This is a genomic window from Streptomyces corynorhini (genome assembly GCF_003346515.1).
In the GTDB taxonomy this organism is placed as follows: Bacteria; Actinomycetota; Actinomycetes; order Streptomycetales; family Streptomycetaceae; genus Streptomyces; species Streptomyces corynorhini.
Genome location: NZ_QQNA01000073.1, coordinates 1 through 16886, shown reverse-complemented (window position 1 = coordinate 16886; position 16886 = coordinate 1). Strand labels below are relative to the sequence as shown.

Here is a 16886-nt window from a genome sequence, read left to right as displayed (position 1 = left end):
CCAGAACAAGGTAACGATGTGAAGAGCTATCCGTCCTATATCGCCGGACAGGACGCCCCGGCCGACAAATGGATCCACACCATCCGCGCGTCCAGCCTCCTGGGCGACGCCTTCGGGGCCATCCGCCTCAAGCGCGCACTCGCGGCCGGTAACGAGCCCGAGCCCGCCGACGACCGGGTCGTCGGACGCGTCGCGCTGAGCACCACCGAGCAGTGCCTGGAGGCGCTGCGCGCCGCGCGCGCCGCGCAGCGGGAATGGGCGGCCGTACCGCTCGCCCGGCGGATGGAGTTCGGCGCGCTCTTCCACAAGAAGGCCGTCGCCCGCCAGGACGAGTTCGTCGAGGCCCTCATCGCCGAGGGCCACCCCCGCAGGCTCGCCGAGTGGGAGGTCGCCGGGGTCATCCAGGGTTCGAGCCCGGAGACCTTCGCGGTGAACGCGCGGATGATGGACCACCGGGAGCACGTCGGCGACCGCGAGATCCGTCTGGTGCGCAAGCCCGACGGCGTGGTCTGCCTGAGCCCGCCGCAGAACGCGGCCGCCTCCAACTCCATGCTCGGGGTGCACGCCCTCATGGCGGGCAACAGCCTCGTCGTGAAGGCGCCGCGCAGCGCGCCGTACGCCGTCGCCTGGGCGTGGCGCGAACTGGTCGCGACCTCGCTGGAGGAGATGGGCGCCCCCGCCGGTGTGCTGAGCATCGTGTGCGGCGTGCCCAAGGTGCTCATCGACCAGTGGATGACCAGCGACGACGTCGACGACATCATGTACTTCGGCGGCAGCGAGCGCGGCATCGAGATCGGCCGCCGCTGCGTGGAGCACGGCAAGAAGCCGGTGCTGGAACTGGCGGGCAACGACGGCGTACTGGTCTGGGAGGACGCGGACCTGGACAACGCCGCGCAGGCGATCTCGGAGTGCTTCTACGGCTCCAGCCAGATCTGCATGGTGCCCAAGTACGTCATCGCGCACCCGCGGATCGCGGACGCCCTCGTCGAGCGTCTGCGGCAGCTGGTCTCGGAGATCCTGCCGGGCAAGCCGGAGGAGCCCGGCATCCTGCTCTCGCCCGTGCTGCGGACCACCGAGTTCTTCACCGTCCTCGACGAGGCGGTGTCGAGCGGCGCCGAGCTGCTCCACGGCGGTCAGCGCATCGCGGAGGACGGCACCCCCGACTCCTCGGGCATCTTCCTGCAGCCGACACTCGTGCGGGTCGACGGCTACGAGGCCGCGGAGAAGCTGCGCGCGGTGCGGGACGAGACGTTCTTCCCGCTGCTGTCCATCGTCGTCCCGGCCGAGGAGCCGGCGCAGGACGCCTTCGCGAGCGCGCTGCGCTTCATGAACGACAACCCCTTCGGGCTGCGCAACTCGCTGTGGTCGGAGGACCCGGAGCTGATCGAGCAGTTCTGCGCCCGCCTCGACAACGGCGGCATCCTCAAGATCAACGACAGCCACCTGGGCTTCGTGCCCGGCATCCCGACACACGGCGGCAACGGGCTGTCCGGCGGTCCGTTCGGCGAGGCCAACTACCCGATGCTGCGGACGAGTCACCTGCAGGCCGTCAGCATCGCCACGAAGGTGACGCCGAGGTCGCGGGTGTTCGAGAGCGCCCTGCCTCCCGTCGCCGAGGAGACAGCACGATGAAGTTCCTGGAAGCGGAGTACGACACCCTGGAAGCGCTGCTCCCGGGGTTGCGCAAGGCCCTGGGCGCGCACTCGCTCAGCGAACTGGAGGAGCGCGGCGGTCCGGGCATCGCCGCGTTCCGCGAGGCGGGCGGGGCCGGGCTGCTGGTCCCCGCCGAGCACGGCGGCGCCGGAGCCGGAGCACGCGACATGGTGCGCTGTACGCGCGCCCTGGCCACCCTGTCGCCGTCCGTGGCCGTGGCCGCCACGATGCACAACTTCTCGGTGGCCAGCCTGGTGACCCTCGCGGCCACCAGCACCGGCTTCGAGTGGCTGCTGCTCGACGCGGTCGCGCGCGACCGCCGCATGATGAGCAGCGCCTTCGCCGAGGGACGCACCGGGCAGGGCGTGCTCACCCCCACCATGACCGCGCGCCGGGCCGAGGGCGGCTGGCTGGTCTCGGGCAGCAAGAAGCCGTGCAGCCTGTCGGCGTCGATGGACCTGATCTCGGCGAGCGTGGCGCTGCGCGACGAGGACGGCGGGTCCGACCTCGGTATCGCGGTCATTCCCGCGGACTCGCCCGGCATCTCCGTACGTCCGTTCTGGAACTCGACCGTACTGGCGGGCGCCGAGAGCGACGAGGTCGTGCTCGACGACGTCCTGGTGGCCGACGAGCTGATCATCAAGCCGGTGCTCGACCCCGAGACCAATCTTGACGAGCTGAACACCACCGGGCTCGTCTGGTTCAACCTCCTGGTCTCCGCCATCTACCTGGGCACGGCGAGCGAGCTGGTCTCCCGGCTGCTGGCGTCCGGCCGAGGTGACACCGCGACCCGGGTGGACCTGGTGACGGACCTGGAGGCCGCCGCGTTCGCCCTGGACCGGGTCGCGTGGGACGTCGACTCGGGACGGGTCGGCAACGACTCCCTCGCCAACGCGCTCACCGCCAGGTACAGCACGCAGCGCACCATCCGGCGTGTGGTCGGCGACGCCGTCGAACTGCTCGGCGGCATGGCGTTCGTGTCGTCACCGGACGTCGCGCGCCTCGCGGCCAGCGTGCACGCGCTCGCCTTCCACCCGCCGGGCCGTATGTCCACCGCGGAAGGGCTCGCCCGCTACCACGAGGGACACCCGCTCCGCATCGAATAGGGACCGCGCACCGCCGTCGGCGAACGGTCCCCCCACAGCCCTTCCCCACGTGAAATCCACGGAGCCAATGAACACCACCGCACCATCAGAAGCACCGTCGGAGCACGAGCTGCTCGACGCCTACCGCGCCCATCTGAGCCGTGGACGCGCCTCTCTCGGCGAGATGTTCGGCGGCTTCTGGGAGTCCACCTCCCACAGCGCCTCCGTACACACCTCGGACGGGCAGCGGTTCGTCAACTGCGCCGGATACGGCGTGTTCATCCTCGGCGGCACCCACCCGCACGTCACCGAGGCGGTCGTCGCCCAGGTCCGTGCCAACCCGCTGGCCACCCGGCTGCTCCTGGAGCCGGTGAGCGCGGCGGCGGCGAAGACCCTGGTGGACGTCTGCCCGCCGGGCCTCACCAAGGTGCACTTCGTCGGCTCGGGCACCGAGGCGACCGAGACGGCCATCAAGATGGCCAGGGCCAACGGCAGGCGCCGGCTGATCACCACCGTCAACGGCTACCACGGCAAGACCCTCGGCTCGCTGAGCGTCACGGCACGCAGCGTCTACCAGGACTCGTTCCAGCCCCTGCTGCCCGACGTGACCAGCGTGCCGTTCGGCGACATCGAGGCGATGGAGGCGGCGCTGCGCGACGGACCGCCCGCCTGCGTGATCGTCGAGCCGGTGCAGGGCGAGGGCGGCGTCGTCCTGCCGCCCGACGGCTACCTCGCCGCACTCGGCAGGCTGCGCACCGAGTACGGCGCGTTCCTGGTGATCGACGAGATCCTCACCGGGCTCGGGCGGCTCGGCCGCTGGTGGGGCCACGACCCCGAGACCGTCTCGCCGGACGTGATGCTGGTCGGCAAGGGACTGTCGGGCGGCGTCGTACCGGTGGCCGCCGCGGTGGCCACCCCGGAGGCGTACGCGCCGTTCGACAAGGACCCGTTCCTGCACACCTCCACGTTCTCCGCCGCGCCGATCGCGGTGGCCGCGGCCAAGGCCGCGATCGAGGCGATCGTGATGGAGGACGCCGTCGCGAAGGCGGCGAAGATCGGCGCGGACCTCAAGCAGCGGATCGGCGAAGCCGTCGCACAGCACTGCCCGCACCTCGTCGCCGACGTGCGCGGAGAGGGGCTGCTGATCGGTGTGGAGATGCGCGATCCCGGGCTGGCCGGCGAGCTGGTGCTCGAACTGATCGACAAGCGGGTGCTCGTCAACCACTCGATGAACAACTCGCTGGTCCTGCGCCTGACCCCGCCCGCCACGATCTCGCCGGACGAGCTCGACCAGGTGGTCGCCGCTTTCGACCACGCGCTTTCCGTACTCGCCGGGCGCTTCCCGGCGAGCCGATGAGGAGTACCCACATGCAGACCGTGCGGATCGAAGCATTCGTGCTGGGCAGGCCCGCGACCGAGGTGTACGAGACGGTCGTCGACTTCACCCGCTACCCCGAACTGGTCGAGACGGTGCGCGAGGTCGTGGCCGAGCCCACCGCCGAGGACGGCTCGGTCATCACCCACTGGGCGGTGAACTTCCGCAACGGCGTTCTGCGGTGGAGCGAACTCGACACCTTCGACCGGCCGAACCTGGTCAGCAACTTCACCCAGACCACCGGGGACTTCGACGTCTTCGAGGGCAGCTGGACGGTACGGCAGGAGGGCGGCGACGCGTTCGTGGTCTTCCACGCGGAGTTCGACTTCGGCGTACCGACCCTGGCCAGCATCATCGACCCGGTCGCGATCCGCGTGCTGACCGAGTCCATGCAGGACATCCTGCTCGGCCTGTTCGACAACGCGGTCAAGTTCACGTACCCCGAGCGGGCGGTCGACACCCGATGACCGCCCCTGCCCCCGCGCACGACTACGACGTGCTCGTCATCGGGTCGGGGTTCGGCGGGGCGGTGACCGCGCTGCGGCTCACCGAGAAGGGCTACCGGGTCGGCGTCCTGGAAGCGGGATGGCGCTTCCAGGACACCGACTTCCCGAAGAACTCCTGGCGGGTACGGAAGTACCTGTTCGCCCCGAAGCTCGGGCTGCGCGGCTTCCAGCGGCTGCACCGCCTCGGCCCGCTCATCGTGCCGGCGGGCGCGGGCGTCGGCGGCGGCTCCCTCGTCTTCGCCAACACCCTCTACGAGCCGGGACAGAGCTTCTACGACGACCCGCACTGGTCCGGCATCACGGACTGGCGGGCCGAACTCGCGCCCCACTTCGACCAGGCCAAGCGGATGCTCGGCTCGGCCGTGAACCCGACCATCACCCCCACCGACCGCGTGATGCGCACCGTCGCCGAGGAGATGGGAGCGGGCGACACGTTCCGCCCGCTCCCCGTCGCCGTCCACTTCGGACGGCGCGAGGAGGTCGACGACCCGTACTTCGGCGGCGCGGGACCGCGCCGCGCGGGGTGCAGGGAGTGCGGCGAATGCCTGACCGGCTGCCGGTACGGAGCGAAGAACACCGTCGTCAAGAACTACCTGTACCTCGCCGAACAGGCGGGGGCGACGGTCCACCCGCAGACCACGGTCGCCTCGGTACGGCCGCTCGACCCGACCGGCGCGGCCGGGTACGCGGTCCACACCGTACGGACCGGCGCCTGGTTCGGCGGCCGGACGGCCAAGGTGTTCACCGCGGAGCAGGTCGTGTTCGCGGCGGGCGCCCTCGGCACCCAGCGCCTGCTGCACCGGCTGGCCGGCGACGGCACACTCCCGCACATCTCGCCCAGGCTCGGCAGCCTCACCCGGGCGCCGTCGGACCTGCTGGCCGCCGTCGCGCCGAAGGTGACGGGCGACGACTACAGCCGGGGCGTCGCGGCCACCTCCGCGTTCCGGCCGGACGAGGACACCCTCATCCAGGCGGGCCGCTACGGACGGGGCTCCAACTCGATGGGCCTGGCGACGACACCGTTCGTCGACGCCGTGGGAGCGGGCCCGCGCTGGCTGCGCTGGCTCGGCCTGGTGGCACGGCGCCCGCTGACCGCCGCACGGTTCCTGAACGTACGCCGGTGGTCCGAGCGTTCCATCATTTTGTTCGTGGTGCGCCGCGGCGCGGGAACGCTCACCGTGTCGCGGCGCCGCGGCCCGCGCGGCGGCCTGACGGCGCGCCGCGCCCCCGGGGCGCTGCCCACGGTCACCTCGGAGACCGTCGGTGAGGTCGTCCGCAGGACCGCCCAGCAGCTGGGCGGTGAGCCCGCGGGGACCCTGCCGGGGCTGGCGCACGTACCGGTCGTCCTGCCGTTCGTCGGCGGCTGCCCGATCGGCGCCACCCCCGAGGACGGCGTCGTGGACCCCTACCACCGGCTGCACGGACACCCCGGTCTGCACGTCGTGGACGGCTCGTCCGTCACGGCGGACGCGGGCGTGAACCCCTCGCTGACCATCACCGCGCACGCCGAGCGCGCCATGTCGTTCTGGCCCAACCGCGGTGAGGCCGACCCGCGGCCCGCGCCGGGAGCCGGATACCGGCGGGTGGAACCGGTGCATCCGGCGCACCCCGCGGTGCCCCCGCACGCGCCCGCCGCGCTGCGCCCGTCCCGTCCTGACGGCCGGGCGCCATCCGTTGTCAAGAAGGGGAGTTAAGTGACCGCGAGCACAGTGTTGCGTGCCGAGGGAGTGAGCCGGGAGTTCGGCAGCGGCGATGCGGTGACGAAGGTGCTGCACGACTGCGACATCGAGGTCCTCGCGGGCCAGACGGTGGCCATCGTCGGCAAGAGCGGCAGCGGCAAGTCCACGTTCGCCAACTGCCTGTCCGGGCTGGACCGGCCGACCTCCGGCCGGATCACCCTGCTCGGCCAGGACCTCGCCGAGCTGGACGAGACGAGCATGGCGCGCCTGCGCGCCGAGAACATCGGATTCGTACTCCAGAAGGACAACCTGGTCCCGACGCTCAACCTGGCGGAGAACGTCGCGGCTCCGCTGATCATGTCCGGCATGCGGCTGTCCGAGGCGCTGGAGCGGGCCCGCGAGGCCCTGGAGGAGGTCGGCCTCGGCCACCGGGCGGGCAGCTGGCCCGGCCAGGTCTCCGGTGGCGAGGCGCAGCGCGCCGCGGTCGCCAGGGCCTGCGTGAACGAGCCCGCGATCGTCTTCGCCGACGAGCCGACCGGCGCGCTGGACGAGGAGAACGGCCTGCGCGTGCAGGAGCTGCTGCGCGTGAAGGTCAAGGAACGCGGCGCGGCGTGCGTGATCATCACGCACGACCTGGATCTCGCCAGCGGGGCCGATGTCGTCGCCACCATGTCGGCGGGGACCTTTGTCATGGCGGGACGGGTCGGCTGATGGCGTTCGACGCGAGCAGGCTCGTCTCCCGCTCCCTGGTGCGCAGTTGGTACTTCCGGCCGGCCAGGCTGGGCGCGGCGGTCGCCGCCGGCATCGCCGGCGTCCTGCTCACCACCGCCGTACTGGTGGTCTACTTCGCCGTGCAGGACGCGCTGCGCGGCGCGCCGATCACGGCGGTGCGCGACGGGATCGTCGCCGTGGAGGCGCGCGCCCCCGGCGGGATGGCGCCCTCGGTGGTCGAGGAGGTCGAGAAGCGCACCGGCCTGCCCACCACGACGATGCTCGTGGTCAGCGCCAGCCGGATCGCCGACGACGGCGCCACCACGCCGATGCTCGTGTTCGGCGTCGACAGGTCGCTGAGCGACTTCGTGGGGGACGACCTCGCGAAGCGGACCCGCGACAGGCCGCTCGGCCCCGACGAGGTCTACCTGGCCGCCGCGTGGGCGCAGCCGCGCGGGATCAAGGCGGGCGACACGATCCGGGTCGGCGGCACGACGGACGTACGGTCCTGGAAGGTGGCGGCCGTCCTGCCGGGCGAGGTCGCCAACCGGGGCTCGATGATCATCGCGCCGCGGCCCGCCGTGGCCAAGGCGTTCGGCCGCTCCACGTTCACCGACGCGATCCTGATCGACCAGGACGGCCGCGACCGGGCACGGGTGGTCGCCGACGCCACCAAGGCCGTCGACGGCGCGGGCACGGTCAAGGCCCCGCAGGACCTGCTCTCCGGCTACCGCAAGTCGTTCCAGACCTTCCTCACCATCCTCAGCATGTTCGCGGTCATCGCCGTCCTGACCGCGGGCGTGGTGCTGTTCCTGACCTGGCGCCTGGCACTGGACGACGCCCGCCCGGCGCTGGCGAGGATGCGGCTGACCGGTGTGCGCACCCGGCACCTGATGCTCGGCTCCGCCGCCGTGATGCTGCCGATCCTGCTGGTCAGCTACGCGATCGGCGTCGTCCTCGGCGTGCTGGTGGGCAGCAGGCTGGGCTCGTTCGCCCAGCAGATCACCGACCTGAGCCAGCAGGCCGTCACACCGGGGACGCCGTGGCAGATGCCCGCGCTGGGCGCGCTGCTCGCCGCGGTGCTCATGTTCGTCGCGGCATGGGTGTCCGGCGTACGGCGCTTCACCCGCGTGCAGGCCATCGAGGCGGTCTCCGGCAGGGGCGAGATCGCGGTACTGCCGGGCGGCACGCGCAAGCCCGCCCTCATCGGCGCGGGCCTGCTCGCCGTCGGCGTGGTGGTCGTCCTGGCCGGGCCCGACATGGCGCGGGCCGTGGGCCTGGTGCCGCTGCTGGCCGGCGCGACCCTCCTCAGCGTCGTACTGCCGGTCCTGATCGGGCTGGTGCTGCGCAAGGGCGATCCCGGCCCTGTGCGGCTGGTCGTCAGCAGACAACTGCAGCTGGGATGGCGGCGCAACGCGGCGCTGTGCATGACGTTCACGGTGTCCGTGGTCTCCGCCGTCGCGATGGCCGGGGTCGCGATCAGCATCAAGAGCGAGGTGGCCGCGTCCGTCGAACGCTGGACGCCGGGAGACCTCTTCGTGCAGGCCGCCCCGCTCGGCACCAACCTGCGCAACGAGACCCTGCCGAAGGAGCTGGAGCAGAAGGTACGGGCGACCGAGGGCGTCGAGGCCGTCACCACGTTCTCGTTCACCTACGCCGAACTCGGCGAACGCCGCGTCCAGGTGTGGAGCTGGGGCCGGTCGGACCTCGACCGCCTCTCGCGTCTCACCGTCACCCAGGGACCCGCGGACGTCCTGAACCAGCTGGACGACGACAACATCGCGGTGTCGGTCAACTACGCCGACGCCCAGAACGTGTCCGCGGGCGACACGATGGAGCTGCCGCTGCCCACCGGCCACCGCGAGGTACGGATCAAGGCGGTGGTCGACGACTCGGCCTCCGACGGCGGAATGGTCGTCGTCAGCCCGGAGCTGTACGCCGAGATGTCCGGCTCCACCCAGGTGTACGCGTTCTTCGTGGGCATCGGCGACTCCGCCGACCCGGGCCAGGTCCGCGACAGGCTGGCCGCCATCGTCGAACCGTCCCATCCCCGGTCGCGGGTGGTGAACCAGCAGACGCTGCGGGACACGGTCGGGAACATCACGGCGCGGCTGGTCAGCGCCTTCGAGGTCTTCGCCTGGGTGATGTTCGTCCTGGCCGTGCTGATCGGCGCGGCGACCCTCGCGTCGGGCCTGGTGGAACGGCAGCGCGGCAACGCCCTGCTGCGCCTGAGCGGCACATCCGCGAAGAGCGTACGCACCCAGCTGACCGTGGAGGTCGTCCTGATCGCGGCGGGCTCGGCTGCGCTGTCGCTCCCGGTGGGCTGGCTGGCGATCGTGGCACTGCTGGACGCGCAGGCGGTCCAGAGCGGCATCAGACCCCCGGTGGAGATCCCGGTACTGCTGAGCGCCGTGAGCCTGCCGCTGGTGATCGCGTGCATGCTGCTGGCCCTGCGCATCGCCAACCCCGGCAAGGCCAACACCCCGCTGAGGGAGCTGCTGGCGCAGGACTGACGGCGGCTCAGACGCCATCCGCGGTCACAAGGGGAGCGTCCGTACCAGGTCGGCCTGGTACGGACGCTCCCCTTCGCATACCGTCGCGGCGCCGTGCCCCCGTGTGACCGGAGCCGCCCCGCCCCGCCCCGAGCAGCCGCCCGGCGGCGCACACGGCGCGCCTAGAGATTCCCCTAGAGCGTTTCCCCGGATCACCGGAGGGTCCCTGGTCACGTGCGAATGTGTGAGCGACTCCAGCCTCCGGCCCCGGTATGCGGAGCGTCATCGACGAACGAGGCGGCGCCCAGCGGCGGGCGACGGAATCCGCCACGACGACCGCGCGCCTCGCCGACGGGCGACCACGACGAGGACCGAACCGACACGCCAGGTCCGGTCGCCACCGCCCACCCACCACCGCCCACCGTCACCTGGATGGAACAGTGAAGGCTCTCGTGCTCGCGGGGGGATCCGGTACGCGACTGCGACCGATCACCCACACGTCCAGCAAACAACTGGTCCCGGTCGCCAACAAACCGATCCTCTTCTACGGTCTCGAATCCATCGCCGCGGCGGGCATCACCGACGTCGGCGTCATCGTCGGCAGCACCGCCGCGGAAATCGAGGCGGCGGTCGGCGACGGTGCCGCCTTCGGGCTGAACGTCACCTACATCCCCCAGAGCGAACCCCTCGGACTCGCCCACGCCGTACTCATCGCCGAACCCTTCCTGGGCGACGACGACTTCGTCATGTACCTGGGCGACAACTTCGTGCTCGACGGCATCACCGACGTGGTCGAGGAGTTCCGCGAGGCCCCGCACGCCGCACAGGTGCTGCTCACCCGGGTGAAGAACCCCACCGCCTTCGGCGTGGCGATCACCGACGACAAGGGCAACGTCCTCGAACTGGAGGAGAAGCCCGCCGCACCGCGCGGCGATCTCGCCGTCGCAGGCGTGTACTTCTTCAAGGCGGCCGTCCACGAGGCGGTACGGGCCATCCGGCCCTCCGCCCGCGGCGAGCTGGAGATCACCGACGCCCTCCAGTGGATGATCGACCAGGGGATGGCGGTCTGTTCCACGGTCATCACCGGCTACTGGAAGGACACCGGCAACGTCACCGACATGCTGGAGGTCAACCGGACCCTCCTGGAACGCCTCCAGCCCAGCGTCGACGGCTACGTCGACGACGAGAGCGAGATCATCGGACGCGTGCGGGTCGAGGCGGGCGCCGAGGTCCGCCGCTCCCGCATCGTCGGCCCCGCGATCATCGGCGCGGGCAGCGTCGTGAGCGACTCGTACGTCGGCCCGTCCACCTCGGTCGCGGAGGACTGCCGTATCACCCACAGCGAGATCGAGTACTCGATCGTGCTGCGCGAGTCGTCCTTCGACCACATCCGGCGCGTGGCGGCCTCCCTCGTCGGACGCAACGTCAGAGTCACCCTCGCCCCGGGACCGCCCGCCACGCACCGCCTCGTGATAGGCGATCACGGGCATGTCGAACTGTCCTCATGAACCCCGTCCACCTCCTCGTGGTCACCGCCGTCGAAGCCGAGCGCGACGCCGTCGCGCAGGGCCTCGGGCCGACCGCGGCCGTCGGCTGCGGCGACCTGCCCGGCCGCGAAATGCTCCGCATCGTACGGGCCACGACCACCCCCGCCGCACGCACCACCCGCACCGCGGCGCGGCGGCCGAGCCCCGTCCCTCGCCAACCGCTCAGCATCGACCTGGTCGCCGGGGGAGTGGGCCCCGCCGCGGCGGCGGCCGCCGCCGACGCGGCACTCACCGTGGCAGCCGTCCAGGGAAACCCCTACCACCTGGTCATCTCCGCGGGCATCGCGGCCGGCTTCGCGCCGATCGCCGACATCGGATCCGTCGTCGTCGCCGACCGGGTCATCGCCGCCGATCTCGGCTGCGAGACCCTCGACGGCTTCCTCTCCGCGGACAGCCTGGGCTTCGGAGTCTCCGAACACCTCTGCGCACCACACCTCTCCGCCGTCGCCGCCCGGGTCCTCGGCGCGGTCCACGCCCCGGTCCTGACGGTCTCCACCGTCACCGGCACGGCGGAACGCGCCCAGGATCTGCGCAAGCGCCACGGAGCCGCCGCCGAGGCCACGGAGGGCTTCGGCGTGGCCGCGGCCGCCGCCGTCCACGGCGTCCCGCTGCTGGAGCTGCGCACCATCGCCAACACCGTCGGTCCCCGTGACCGCGCCAGCTGGCGCGTCCCCGACGCCCTCGCGGCGCTCAAGGACGCCTTCGCCGTACTGAACAATTTCTTCGCCCGAGGCGCTCCACCGCCGTACACGTGAGAGCCGCGTGACCCGGACACCGTGTCGCGAGCGCCGTTCGGGTCACCGGCACGCCCGCTCCCGTCTGCGGCGACTGCTCCGGCCTGCGTGAACGGCGGGCCCCTGACGATTTCCAAGGGTTTCCCCAGAGAACCCCGCTCGGTGCCGGGAAAGGCTCACGAGCCGGGTCATGCTGTCCCCACCACACGAGGAAAAAAGAGCCAGGCAGGGCGCCCGCGGACCCGCCGACCTCGTGCGAAGGCACGCTCAACCTCGCGCGAAGGCACATCCCACCACCGAACCGAACAGCATGGGGGCAGTCCATGACCAATGAAGCGCAGCTTCGGGACTACCTCAAGCGGGTCACCGTCGACCTCCATAACACCCGCCGCCAACTGCGGCAGTTGGAGGCCCGTGAGCAGGAGCCCATCGCGATCGTCGGCATGAGCTGCCGGCTGCCCGGTGGCGTCCGCACCCCCGACGACTTCTGGGACCTCCTCGTCACCGGCACCGACGCGGTGACGGACTGGCCCGCCGACCGCGGCTGGCCCACGGAGGCCGGGACCGACGCGGGCGCCCGCCGCCGCGGCGGCTTCGTCCACGACGCGGACCGGTTCGACCCCGGCTTCTTCGGTATCTCTCCGCGCGAAGCGCTTGCCATGGACCCGCAGCAGCGCCTGCTCCTCGAAGTGGTCTGGGAAGCCTTCGAACGCGCCGGCATCGACCCCACCGGTCTGCGGGGGAGCCGCTCCGGAGTCTTCGTCGGATGCAGCGACCAGGGCTACATCTCCGGGCTGAGCGAGGTCCCCGACGACGTCCGGGGCCTGCTGCTCACCGGTAACTCCATGTCGGTCCTCTCCGGCCGGGTCGCCTACACCCTGGGCCTGGAGGGCCCGGCCGTCACGGTCGACACCGCCTGCTCCTCCTCGCTGGTCGCCCTGCACCTGGCCGCCCAGTCGCTGCGCTCCGGCGAGTGCTCCCTCGCCGTCGTCGGCGGCGTCACCGTCATGTCCAGCCCCGGCGCCTTCACCGAGTTCGACCAGCAGGGCGGCCTCGCCGGTGACGGCCGCTGCAAGGCGTTCGCCGACGAAGCCGACGGCACGGGCTGGGCCGAGGGCGCCGGAATCGTCGTCGTCGAACGGCTCTCCGACGCCCGTCGCAACGGCCACCACGTCCTCGCCGTACTGCGCGGCAGCGCCGTCAACCAGGACGGTGCCTCCAACGGCCTCACCGCGCCCAACGGCCCGGCCCAGCAGCGCGTGATCCTGGCGGCCCTCGCCAACGCGGGCCTGCCCGCCGCCGAGATCGACGCCGTCGAGGCCCATGGCACGGGCACCTCTCTCGGCGATCCCATCGAGGCCCAGGCCCTCCTCGCCGTCTACGGGCAGGGCCGGTCCGCCGACCGGCCGCTGTGGCTCGGCTCGGCGAAGTCCAACATCGGCCACACCCAGGCGGCGGCGGGCGTCGTCGGCGTCATCAAGTCCGTACTCGCCCTGAACCACGGGGTCCTGCCGCCCACCCTGCACGCCGAACGCCCCTCGCGGCACGTCGACTGGAGCGCGGGCCACGTCCGGCTGCTCTCCGACCGCGTCGAGTGGCCCGAGGTCGACCACCCGCACCGTGTCGGCGTCTCGGCCTTCGGCGTCTCCGGCACCAACGCGCACGTCGTCATCGAACAGGCCCCCGAACCCACCGCGGACGAGACCGCCGCGGACCCGGCCCCCCGGACGGCGCTCCCGGTACTGCCCTGGCTCGTGTCCGGCCGGGACGAGGCCGCGCTGCGCGCCCAGGCCGGCCGTCTGGCCGCCCACCTGGCCGCGCGTCCGGACACCGACCCCTACGACCTGGCCGCCTCCCTGGCCGCCACCCGCTCCACCTTCGAGAGCCGGGCCGTCGTCCAGGGGCGCGACCTCGCCGAACTCCTGCCCGCGCTGGACGCGTTGGCCACGGGCGAGCCCGACCCCCGGGTGCTGACGGGGACGGTCCGGGAGGGCAGGACCGGGTTCCTGTTCTCGGGGCAGGGTGCGCAGCGGCTGGGTATGGGGCGTGGGTTGTACGAGGCGTTTCCGGTGTTCGCGGAGGCGTTCGACGAGGTGTGCGGGTTGGTGGGTGAGGGTCTGCGTGAGGTGGTGTTCGGCGCGGACGGGGACGGGGAGCGGTTGGCGGGTACGGAGTGGGCGCAGCCCGCGCTGTTCGCGGTCGAGGTCGCGTTGTTCCGTCTGGTGGAGTCGTGGGGGGTGCGTCCTGATGTGGTGATGGGGCACTCGGTGGGGGAGTTGGCCGCCGCGTATGTGGCGGGGGTGATGTCGTTGGAGGACGCCTGCCGTCTGGTGGTGGCACGTGGGCGGTTGATGGGTGCGTTGGTGCCGGGTGGCGTGATGGTGGCGGTGGAGGCCGCTGAGGGTGAGGTGCTGCCTCTGTTGGAGGAGTGTGGGGGTGGGGTGTCGCTGGGGGCGGTGAACGGTCCTCGGTCGGTGGTGGTGTCGGGTGAGGCCGCCGCTGTGGAGGGGGTGGTGGCGCACTTCCGTGGTCTGGGCCGGAAGGTGACGGCTCTGCGGGTGAGTCATGCTTTCCATTCGCCGTTGATGGAGCCGATGCTGGATGAGTTCCGGTCGGTGGCGGAGCGTGTGGTTTATGGTGTTCCGTCGCTTCCGGTGGTGTCGAATGTGACCGGTCGGCTCGCCGGGGCCGGGGAGTTGACTTCGGCCGACTACTGGGTGCGGCATGTGCGGGAGTCGGTGCGGTTCGCCGATGGCGTGGAGGCGTTGGTCGGGGAGGGGGTGACGCGTTTCCTGGAGATCGGTCCGGACGGCACGCTCACGGCGCTGGCGCAGAACTGTGTGCCCGAGTCCCTCGGCGACGCGCTGTTCGTCCCCACGCTCCGTAAGGAACGGCCCGAAGCCGAGCACTTCGCGACCGCCCTCGCGCGACTGCACCTGAACGGCGCCGAGGTCGCGTGGCCCGCGATCCTCCAGGGAGCCCGCACCGTCGAGCTGCCGACCTACGCCTTCCGGCGCGACCGCTACTGGCTGGAGCGCTCCTACGCCGAGGAAGGGGCGTCCGGCGACGTCACCGGTCCTCATCACACCGTTGTCTGGCGTACGGTCGCCGGTCTGCCCGAGGCGTCACGTCTCTCCGGGCGCTGGCTGTTCCTGCGGCCCGTGCCACTCGACGACGCCGACGGCTGGGGCGGCGCGCTGACCGGGGCCCTGCGCGACGCGGGCGCGGAACTGACCGTCGTGGAGCACCACCACAGCGACTCCCGCGCCGAGCTGGCCCGGCGTATCGCGGTGGCCACCGGCGACACCCCGGTGGCCGGTGTCCTCTCCACGCTCGCCCTGGAACGCGGCGGGAACGGCGAGGTGCCCGACGGCGTTCTGGCCACGACCGCACTCGTCCAGGCGCTGGGCGACGCCGCCGTCGTGGCACCGCTGTGGACCCTGACCCGGGGCGCCGTCACCGCCGCGACCGGCGATCCCGTCCCGGACCCGGACCAGGCCGCGATCTGGGGCCTCGGCCGGTCCGCCGCGCTGGAACACCCCGACCGCTGGGGCGGTCTCGTGGACGTTCCCCGGACGCTGGACGCGCGCTCGGCCGCCCGGCTCGTCACCCTGCTCGCCGAGAGCGCGAAGTCCGTCGGCCGCGAGGACCAGGCCGCGATCCGTGCCGGTGGCATTCTGGGGCGCCGCCTGGTTCCCGCCTCTCCCGCGCCCGAATCGGCCTGGCGGCCGTCCGGCACGGTCCTGGTGACCGGCGGCACGGGGGCGCTGGGTGCCAGGGTGGCCCGGTGGGCCGCCCGGCAGGGCGCCGCACATCTGCTTCTGGTCAGCCGGGGCGGAGCCCAGGCACCGGGCGCCGAGGAGCTGCGGGACGAACTGCTCGGCCTCGGCGCCGAAGTGACCCTGGCCGCGCTCGACCTGACCGACCGGAACCAGCTGGCCGCGCTGCTGGAGACCCATGCCGTGGACGCGGTCGTCCACACCGCCGGAGTACTGGAGGACGGTGTCCTCGACGGCCTCACGCCCGACGCGTTCAGGAACGTCTTCGCCGCCAAGGTCGCCGGCGCCCGCCACCTGGACGAGCTGACCCGGAACCGGGATCTCTCCGCCTTCGTCCTCTTCTCGTCCTTCGCCGGTACCGTCGGCTCCGCCGGGCAGGCCAACTACGCCGCCGCCAACGCCCTGCTGGACGCCCTCGCGGAGCGCCGCAGGAGCGAGGGACTGCCCGCCACGTCGATCGCGTGGGGACCGTGGGGCGGCGGCGGCATGGCCGCCGACGCCGGGGCCGAGAGCCGCCAGCTGCGCGGCGGTGTGAACCTGCTCGACCCCGACCTGGCCCTGGACGCCCTCGCCGCCTGCGCCGGGGACACGTCGGCCACCGCCTTCGTGGCCGACATCGACTGGAGCCGGTTCGGCTCCGCGTTCACCTCGGTGCGGCCCAGTTCCTTCCTCAGCGAGGTCTACCGGGCCCCGGCCGGGGCCGCGACCACCGCCGGGACCGGCACGGGCAGGCTGACGGCCCGGCTGCGCGACCTCGCCCCCGAAGCCCGCCTGCGCGAACTCCTCACGGAGGTCCGCACCCGGGCCGCCGCCGCCCTCGGGTACGGCGGACCCGAACAGATCAGCGCGGAGCGCGCGTTCCGGGATCTGGGCGTGGACTCGCTGATCGCGGTGGAGCTGCGCAACGCTCTGGCCGCCGTGACGGGCGTCGTGCTGCCGACGACGGTGGTCTTCGACCATCCGACCCCTCGGGCTCTGGCCGCGTTCCTGCACGGGGAGCTGTTCGGAGCCGAGGCCGCCGCGACCACCGTGCGGCGCGCGACGGCGGTCGCGGTGGACGAACCGGTGGCGATCGTGGGAATGGCCTGTCGGCTGCCCGGCGGTGTCGAGACGCCGGAGGACCTGTGGGACCTGCTGGCCGACGGCCGTGACGGTATCGGGGCCTTCCCCACCGACCGCGGCTGGGACGTGCTGGAGGCTGTCTACAACCGTCATGCGAACGAGGGTGGCCAGGCTTCCGCGTATGTCCGTCAGGGCGGTTTCCTGACCGATGTGGGCGGTTTCGACGCGGAGTTCTTCGGAGTATCGCCGCGTGAGGCTTTGGT

The 16886-nt window shown here is 72.1% G+C and carries 10 protein-coding genes; all 10 read left to right on the top strand.

The window, feature by feature from the left end; genetic code table 11:
• Positions 1-18: 18 nt before the first annotated feature.
• A complete protein-coding gene (locus DVH02_RS10995) occupies positions 19-1632 on the top strand; it encodes an aldehyde dehydrogenase family protein (RefSeq protein WP_114623597.1) in 1614 nt (537 codons plus the stop codon).
• Positions 1629-2759: an acyl-CoA dehydrogenase family protein gene (locus DVH02_RS10990; RefSeq protein WP_114623596.1), complete on the top strand. Its 1131-nt coding sequence runs from the start codon at positions 1629-1631 to the stop codon at positions 2757-2759. Before DVH02_RS10995 ends, DVH02_RS10990 begins: the two co-directional genes overlap by 4 nt.
• 67 nt (positions 2760-2826) lie before the next feature.
• Positions 2827-4095, top strand: a complete 1269-nt coding sequence (locus DVH02_RS10985; protein ID WP_114623595.1) for an aspartate aminotransferase family protein — start codon at positions 2827-2829, stop codon at positions 4093-4095.
• An 11-nt stretch (positions 4096-4106) separates the two neighbouring features.
• Entirely contained in the window at positions 4107-4580 is a 474-nt protein-coding gene (locus DVH02_RS10980) for a type II toxin-antitoxin system RatA family toxin (RefSeq protein ID WP_114623594.1), read from the top strand.
• On the top strand, positions 4577-6313 hold the full coding sequence (locus DVH02_RS10975; RefSeq protein WP_114623593.1) for a GMC oxidoreductase: 1737 nt from the start codon (positions 4577-4579) through the stop codon (positions 6311-6313). The genes DVH02_RS10980 and DVH02_RS10975 overlap by 4 nt, the downstream gene beginning before the upstream one ends.
• On the top strand, positions 6314-7009 hold the full coding sequence (locus DVH02_RS10970) for an ABC transporter ATP-binding protein (RefSeq protein WP_114623592.1): 696 nt from the start codon (positions 6314-6316) through the stop codon (positions 7007-7009).
• Entirely contained in the window at positions 7009-9522 is a 2514-nt protein-coding gene (locus DVH02_RS10965) for an FtsX-like permease family protein (RefSeq protein ID WP_114623591.1), read from the top strand. The genes DVH02_RS10970 and DVH02_RS10965 overlap by 1 nt, the downstream gene beginning before the upstream one ends.
• 419 nt (positions 9523-9941) lie before the next feature.
• Positions 9942-11009, top strand: a complete 1068-nt coding sequence (locus DVH02_RS10960; protein ID WP_114623590.1) for a glucose-1-phosphate thymidylyltransferase — start codon at positions 9942-9944, stop codon at positions 11007-11009.
• Entirely contained in the window at positions 11006-11803 is a 798-nt protein-coding gene (locus DVH02_RS10955) for a futalosine hydrolase (RefSeq protein ID WP_114623589.1), read from the top strand. Before DVH02_RS10960 ends, DVH02_RS10955 begins: the two co-directional genes overlap by 4 nt.
• A 302-nt stretch (positions 11804-12105) precedes the next feature.
• A partial coding sequence (locus DVH02_RS36930; protein WP_114623588.1) for a type I polyketide synthase occupies positions 12106-16886 on the top strand: 4781 nt, incomplete at its 3' end.